The 7,379-nt window shown below is 64.6% G+C and carries 5 protein-coding genes; 4 read left to right on the top strand and 1 reads right to left on the bottom strand.

Annotation, left to right across the window (positions count from 1 at the left end; translation table 11 throughout):
• From eno to prfB, 4 genes are all read left to right on the top strand, one after another.
• Positions 1-1,239, top strand: a 1,239-nt coding sequence (eno, locus tag ABWP50_RS06565; protein ID WP_353217194.1) for a phosphopyruvate hydratase, incomplete at its 5' end; no start/stop codon positions are given.
• Positions 1,240-1,298: 59 nt separating this feature from the next.
• Positions 1,299-2,597 (top strand): N-acetylmuramoyl-L-alanine amidase, encoded by a 1,299-nt coding sequence (locus tag ABWP50_RS06560; protein WP_353217193.1) that lies wholly within the window; start codon positions 1,299-1,301, stop codon positions 2,595-2,597.
• 42 nt (positions 2,598-2,639) lie between these two features.
• Complete coding sequence (locus tag ABWP50_RS06555; protein WP_353217192.1) at positions 2,640-5,036, top strand: penicillin-binding protein 1A; 2,397 nt, start codon at positions 2,640-2,642, stop codon at positions 5,034-5,036.
• 68 nt (positions 5,037-5,104) lie between these two features.
• A protein-coding gene (prfB, locus tag ABWP50_RS06550; RefSeq protein WP_353217191.1) for a peptide chain release factor 2 occupies positions 5,105-6,233 on the top strand; the annotation gives its coding sequence in 2 pieces (ribosomal slippage) (positions 5,105-5,173 and positions 5,175-6,233; 1,128 coding nt in all).
• Here prfB and metC read toward each other — a convergent pair.
• A partial coding sequence (gene metC / locus ABWP50_RS06545) for a cystathionine beta-lyase (RefSeq protein ID WP_353217190.1) occupies positions 6,234-7,379 on the bottom strand: 1,146 nt, incomplete at its 5' end.

Here is a 7,379-nt window from a genome sequence, read left to right as displayed (position 1 = left end):
CTCGACAGCCGCGGCAACCCCACCGTCGAAGTCGATGTGGTGCTGGACGATGGCAGCACCGGCCGCGCCGCCGTGCCATCGGGCGCATCGACGGGTGCCCACGAAGCCGTTGAACTGCGCGATGGCGACAAGAGCCGCTATCTGGGCAAGGGCGTCCTCAAGGCGGTCGCAGCGGTGAATGGCGAGATTTATGATGCGCTGGCCGGCTTGGACGCCGAAGACCAGGGCGCCATCGACGCCGCGATGATCGAGCTGGACGGCACGCCAAACAAAGCCCGGCTGGGCGCCAATGCGATTTTGGGCGTGTCGCTGGCGGTGGCCAAGGCGGCGGCCGATTCGCGCGGCCTGCCGCTGCACCGCTATATCGGCGGCGTGTCGGCGCGGCTGCTGCCGGTGCCGATGATGAACATCGTCAATGGCGGCGCCCATGCCGACAATCCGATCGATGTGCAGGAATTCATGGTGATGCCGGTGGGCGCCGGCAGCATCGCCGAAGCCGTGCGCTGGGGCGCCGAAATGTTCCACACCCTCAAGGCGGAATTGAAGGCGCACGGCCACAACACGGCGGTGGGCGATGAAGGCGGCTTTGCGCCCAATTTGAATGGCACCCGCGCCGCCATGGATTTCGTGATGGCCGCCGTGGAAAAGGCCGGCTTCAAGCCCGGGGTGGACGTGATGCTGGCGCTGGACGCCGCCGCCACCGAATTTTTCAAGGATGGGCATTATCATCTGCACGGCGAAGGCCTTGTGCTCACCCCGGCGCAGATGGCGGATTATTGGGCGGCGCTGGCCAATGACTACCCGATATTGTCGATCGAAGACGGCATGAGCGAAGACGACATGGCCGGCTGGAAGCTGCACACCGATTCGCTGGGCAGCCGCGTGCAATTGGTGGGCGATGATCTGTTCGTCACCAATCCGGTGCGGCTGGCGCAGGGCATCAAGGATGGCCTGGCCAACGCCATGCTCGTCAAGGTCAACCAGATCGGCACCTTGACCGAAACCATGACCGCCGTGGAACTGGCGCACCGCAACCGCTATCGCACCGTGATGTCGCACCGGTCGGGCGAAACCGAAGATGCCACGATTGCCGATCTGGCGGTTGCCTGCGGCTGCGGCCAGATCAAGACCGGCAGCCTGGCACGGTCGGACCGGCTCGCCAAATACAACCAGCTGATCCGCATCGAAGAGGAACTGGGCGTCGAAGCGGCTTACGCTGGCCTGTCGGTGCTGCGCTGATCGTCTGACAGGCCTGGGGGGCTGTTGCTCACGCTCCCGGGCCGCCCTATCCAGTGCAGGTGGTTCGTCTTGCGCTGATCCTGTGCCTGTTGATGGCGGCCCCGGTAGCCCCGGCTTGGGCCGCACGCATCCTGTCGATCGAAAGCCAGCCGGGCCGGGTGATCATCACCGCCGATGGCCCGTTGCCGGCGGCGCGGGCCTTTGCCCTGGCCGATCCGCTGCGGCTGGTGGTGGATTTCGTCGGCGTGGTTGATCCGGCCTTGACCGCGCCGGGCAGCAACAGCGTGGCATCGCTGCGCGCGGCGATGTTTGCGCCCGGCACCGCGCGGCTGGTGATCGACCTGAAGGCGCCGGTGATCATCCGGGAGGCGCGGGCAGCCGGCAACCAGGCGGTGATCCATCTGGAACGCACCGACGCCGGGGTGTTCGCCGCCAGCGTCGCCCGCGGCCGCCAGCCGCTGCCATTGCTGCGCAGCGACGGCCCGCCGCCGCCGCCAACCGTGGCTGGCGACCGGTTCAGCCTGCCCGACAATTTTGGCCAGCGCGCCGCAGATATTGGCCAGCCAGTGGACACGGATGGACAGCCAGGCCCCACGCCTGTGACACAAAGGGCAGCCGATGTGGTGCTGAGGCCGGAACCTGAGCGCACCACGAAGCCGCGCCGCGGCCGGTCAGGCGCCAAGCCGCTGGTGGTGATCGATGCCGGCCACGGCGGGAAGGATGTGGGCGCGATTGCGGTAACCGGCGGATATGAAAAGGATATCACCCTGGCCATCGCCCGCGAAATCGCCCGCAATCTGCGCGAATCGGGCCGGGTGCGCGTGAAAATGGTGCGCGATGATGATCGCTTCATTCCGCTGGGCGGCCGCGTGCGCATCGCCCGCGATGCCCGCGCCGATTTATTCGTTTCAATTCATGCAGATAGCGCCTCCAACGATGCGGCGCGCGGTGCATCGGTCTATACCTTGTCGTCGGTGGCCAGCGACGCCATGGCCGAACGATTGGCAGCCCGCGAAAACAAGGCGGATATCATCGGCGGCGTCAATCTGGGCGTCGAAGCGCCCGAGGTGGGCGAGATCATGGTCGATCTGGTGCGCCGGGCCACCGGCAACGTCTCGGCCGAATTTGCCGAGGAATTACAAGCAGGTCTGGAGCATGAAGGCGTTAATTTTCGCGGCGAATTTCACCATTTCGCGGCCTTTGCCGTGCTCAAGGCGCCCGATGTGCCATCGGTGCTGCTGGAAACCGGCTATGTCACCAACAAGGAAGATGCGGAGCGGTTGTTCTCCGAAGACGGCCGCCGCGCCGTCGCCAAAGGTGTGGCCCGCGCCATCCAACGCCATCTGGCCCCGCAGTAGAAGGGCTATCGCTGGACGCGGCCGGCGGCTATCTGGGATGGCGTGAAGCGACTGCGCCTTTTGCTGCTGATCTTGCTGCCGCTGCTGCTGGCGGGCGGCCTGTATTGGCAGGCCACCACCGGCTTGCCCGACGAAGCGGAACTGGCCGCGTTCAGCCCGGCGCTGCCATCGACGGTGCGCGATGTGAACGGGGTGGTGGTGACCAGCTACAGCCGCGAACGCCGCATTTTCGTGCCTTATGCCGAATTGCCGCCGCGACTGGTGCAGGCATTCATCTCGGCGGAGGACAAGACGTTTTTTGAACATGATGGCATCGATTGGGTGGGCATTGCCGGCGCTGTGGTCACCAATGTGCAATCGCTGTTTTCGGATCGACGACCGGTGGGCGCATCCACCATCACCCAGCAGGTCGCAAAATCGCTCGTCGGCAACGAAGTGTCGCTATGGCGCAAGCTGCGCGAAGCGATACTGGCGCGGCGGCTCGAAGCAGCGCTGACCAAGCAGCAAATCCTGGAACTCTATTTGAATCAGATATTTCTGGGCCGCAATGCATATGGCGTTGAAGCTGCGGCGCAGGCCTATTTCGGCAAATCCGTGGAAGCGTTGGCGCTGTCTGACATGGCCTATCTGGCCATCCTTCCCAAGGCGCCATCCACTTATGATCCGGTGCGCCAGCGCGATCGGGCGCTCGCCCGCCGTGATTATGTGCTGCGCCAGATGCAGGCGAACGGCTATATCGGTGCCGATGAGCGCGCCAGCGCAGCATCGACGGATCTGGCGACGGTGCCCAATCGGGCGATTGCCCGCGGCCGCGGCGATTATTTCATCGAAGATGTGCGGCGCACCCTTATCGCCCGCTATGGGGATGCGGCCGACGATGGCCCCAACAGCGTTTATGGCGGCGGCCTGTGGGTGCGCACCTCCCTGGACCCTGCGATGCAAGCGGCCGCCGAAGCAGCAATGCGCGATGGCATGACCCGCTACGAATCGCAGCGCGCCTGGCGCGGGCCGGCGGGCACCATCGATGCTGGCCCCGGCTGGCAGAACCGCTTGTCCGGCGTGGCGGTAGCGCTCGGCTATCCGCGCTGGGTGAAGGCCGTGGTGCTGGCCAAGACCGGCAACGACAGCCAGATCGGCCTTTCGGATGGCAGCACCGGCACGCTGCCGGGCCGCAACGCTGCCAAGCCGTATCGCGCCACCCAGCGTTCGGCGGCGCAGGTGCTGCGGCCCGGCGATGTTATCATCGTCACCCGCACGCCCTCTGGCTGGGCGCTGCGGCAAACACCTGAAATATCAGGGGGCATGGTCGTTGAGGAGGTCGCCACCGGGCGCATCCGCGCCATGGTCGGCGGCTTTGACGCGCGCGCGCAGGCCTTCAACCGCGCCACCCAGGCCAATCGCCAGCCAGGCTCGACGTTCAAGCCCATCGTTTATGCCACGGCGATGGACAACGGCTTTACCCCGGCCAGCATCATCGTCGATGGCCCCTATTGCGTCTTTCAAACCAAGCTGCTCGGCACGAAATGCTTCCGCAATTTCGGCAACATGCGCGGCGCCGGCGCACAAACCCTGCGCTGGGGTCTGGAACAATCGCGCAACCTGATGACCGTTCGCGTGGCGGACGCCACCGGCATGGACCGGATTGCAGCGCAGGCCAAGGCGCTGGGCATCGGCGATTATCAACCGGTGCTGTCGATTGCGCTGGGCGCCGGCGAAACCACGGTGCTCAAGCTTACAAATGCTTATGCCCAGATCTTTAATCAGGGCCGTAGCCTGGAGCCGGGCCTGATCGATTATGTGCAGGATCGCCGCGGCAAGGTGATCTGGCGGCGTGATACGCGCGGTTGCCCGGGCTGCAATGCGCCGGATTGGACCGGGGGAGCGATGCCGCGCCCACAGGGCCGCATTGTGCAGACCATCGATGCCCGCACCGCCTATCAAATCGTGCATGTCATGGAAGGCGTTATCCAGCGCGGCACTGGCACTGCGCTGGCCGTGCTGAACCGGCCGTTGGCGGGCAAGACCGGCACCACCAATGGCCCCAACGATGTGTGGTTCGTGGGCGGCACCCCCGACATCGTGGCCGGCCTGTATCTGGGCTATGATCAGCCGCGCAGCCTGGGCGGCTATGCCCAGGGCGGCACCACCGCTGCGCCGATCTGGCGGCAATGGGGCGAAACCGCCCTGAAAGATTGGCCAAAACGGCCATTCGCCATCCCGCCCGGTGTGCGCATGGTGCGCATCGATCGCCGCAGCGGCCAGCGCGTATTTGGCATGTGGCCCGATGGCGGCCCGCGCCCGGCGGTAATCTGGGAAGCGTTCAAACCCGAAAGCGAACCGCGCCGCACCCAGCGCGCCGAAGATGTGATGGTCCGGCGATCATCGGGGCGCATAAGATCCGACGCGGAATTTCTGGAACAGGCCGGCGGGATTTACTGACGCGCCGGCTTGCATCGCCCGCACTTGGCCCCTATCCACGCGACTTCGTTTTGTGTTGGACAATCGTGATGCGTGCCGAAGCTGAAAATGCCGCCCTCCAGATCAAGCAGGCGCTGGACCTGCTGAGGAGGTCTCTTTGACTGGGATCGTGCACTCCGCCGCCTAGATGAACTGAACGCGCGGGTTGAAGACCCAAAATTGTGGGACAATCCCAAGGCCGCGCAGGTATTGATGACCGAACGCCGCCGGCTGGATGAAGCTATCACGGCGACGCGCAGCATCGAACGCGATCTGGCCGACACCAGCGAACTGATTGAAATGGCCGAAGCCGAAGGTGACGAAGCCATGGCCGATGATGGCGTGGCGGCGCTGAAGGCGCTGGCGGCCAAGGCAGAGACCGACAAGGTCGCGGCGCTGCTGTCGGGCGAGGCAGACAACAACGACACCTATATCGAAATCAACAGCGGCGCTGGCGGCACCGAAAGCCAGGATTGGGCCAATATGTTGCTGCGCATGTACCAGCGTTGGGCCGAAAAAAAGGGCTACAAGGTCGAGTTGATGGACTTCAACAGCGGCGAAACCGCGGGCATCAAGAATGCTACTCTGCTGATCAAGGGCGGCCAGGCCTATGGCTGGGCGAAGACCGAAAGCGGCGTGCACCGGCTGGTGCGCATCAGCCCCTACGACAGCGCAGCGCGGCGGCACACCAGCTTTGCCAGCGTATGGGTGTATCCGCAGGTGGATGACGATATCGAGATCGAAGTGAAAGAAGCCGATCTGCGCATCGATACCTACCGGGCATCCGGCGCTGGCGGCCAGCATATCAACACGACCGATAGCGCCATCCGCATCACCCACGTGCCCACCGGCGTGGTGGTGGCCTGCCAGAACGAGCGCAGCCAGCACAAGAACCGTGCCACAGCCATGAAAATGCTCAAAGCGCGGCTCTATGAGCGCGAGTTGGCGATCCGCGAAGCCGAAACCGCCAAGACCGAAGCCAGCAAGACCGATATAGGCTGGGGCCACCAGATCCGATCCTATGTGTTGCAGCCCTATCAGCTGGTGAAGGATTTGCGCACCGGAGTGACATCAACTAGCCCTGATGACGTGCTGGACGGCGATGTCAGTCCATTCATGGCCGCCGCTCTTTCGCAGCGCGTGACCGGCGATGCCGTCGATGTGGACGATACTGACTGATCAGCCCGGAAACTGCGCTGTGTAGCGCGCCAGGCCGTCATCAAGATCGGCGATCAGATCGTCCACATCCTCCAGCCCGATCGACAAGCGCACGATCGGGCCGGGCAACGTGATGCGGGTGGCGGAGCGGATACGGTCAAGCTCCACCGGCAGCACCAGCGATTCGTAGCCGCCCCACGAAAAACCGATGCCGAAATGCTGGAGGCCATCGATCAACGCCGCCGTGTGCGGCCGGCTGCCCTGTTTCAGCACTATGGCAAACAGGCCGGTAGCACCGCTGAAATCGCGTTTGAACAGCTCATGATCCGGGTGTGACGGCAGGGCAGGGTGCCAGACCCTGTCCACCGCCGGATGGGTTTCCAGCCAGCGCGCAATGGCCAGCGCCGATTGTTCATGGCGGTCCAGCCGCAGGCCCAGCGTGCGCAGGCCGCGCAGTGCCAGGGCGCAATCATCCGCTGACACAAAATGGCCCAGCCGATAGCAAGTGGCCTTCAGGCGCGGCCACAGCGCGGCGTTGGCGGCGGCGCTGCCCATCATCATGTCGCTGTGCCCGCCAACATATTTGGTCAGCGCCTGGATGCTGATGTCCACACCCAGTGCAATCGGTTGCAGGCGCAGCGGGGTGGCCCAGGTGTTGTCGATGATCGTCGTGATGCCGCGCGCGCGCGCCGCCGCCGTTATGGCCGGTAAATCCTGAATTTCAAACGACAATGAACCCGGCGATTCCAGCAGGATGGCCTTGGTTTTCTCAGAAATTACATCAATAATGCCCGCTGCGCAGCGCGGATCGAAATAGCGGGTGGTGATGCCCAGCGGCCCCAGCAGGTGATCGGCAAAGCTGCGGCTGGGTTCATAGGCGCTGTCGGTCACCAGCAATTCGTCGCCGGCTTGCAGGCAGGCCAGCAGGCTGGTGGTGATGGCCGCCACCCCCGATGGCAGCAGCTTGGTGCCGGCCGCGCCCGGCTCCAGTGCAGTCAGTGCGTCCTCCAGGGCCCAATGGCTTTGGGTACCGCGCCGGCCATAATAAAGCCCAGCATCCGGATCGCGAATCGCCGCATCCAGCGCGGCCAGATCGGCAAACAAGATGGTCGATGCCCGCGCCACCGGCGGGTTGACCATATCGATGGCATGATCCCGCCCGGCCTG

This window comes from Sandarakinorhabdus sp., from assembly GCF_040398645.1.
GTDB lineage: Bacteria > Pseudomonadota > Alphaproteobacteria > Sphingomonadales > Sphingomonadaceae > Sandarakinorhabdus.
The sequence above is the reverse complement of the archived record's forward strand: the minus strand, read 5'-3'. Positions and strand labels throughout refer to the sequence as shown.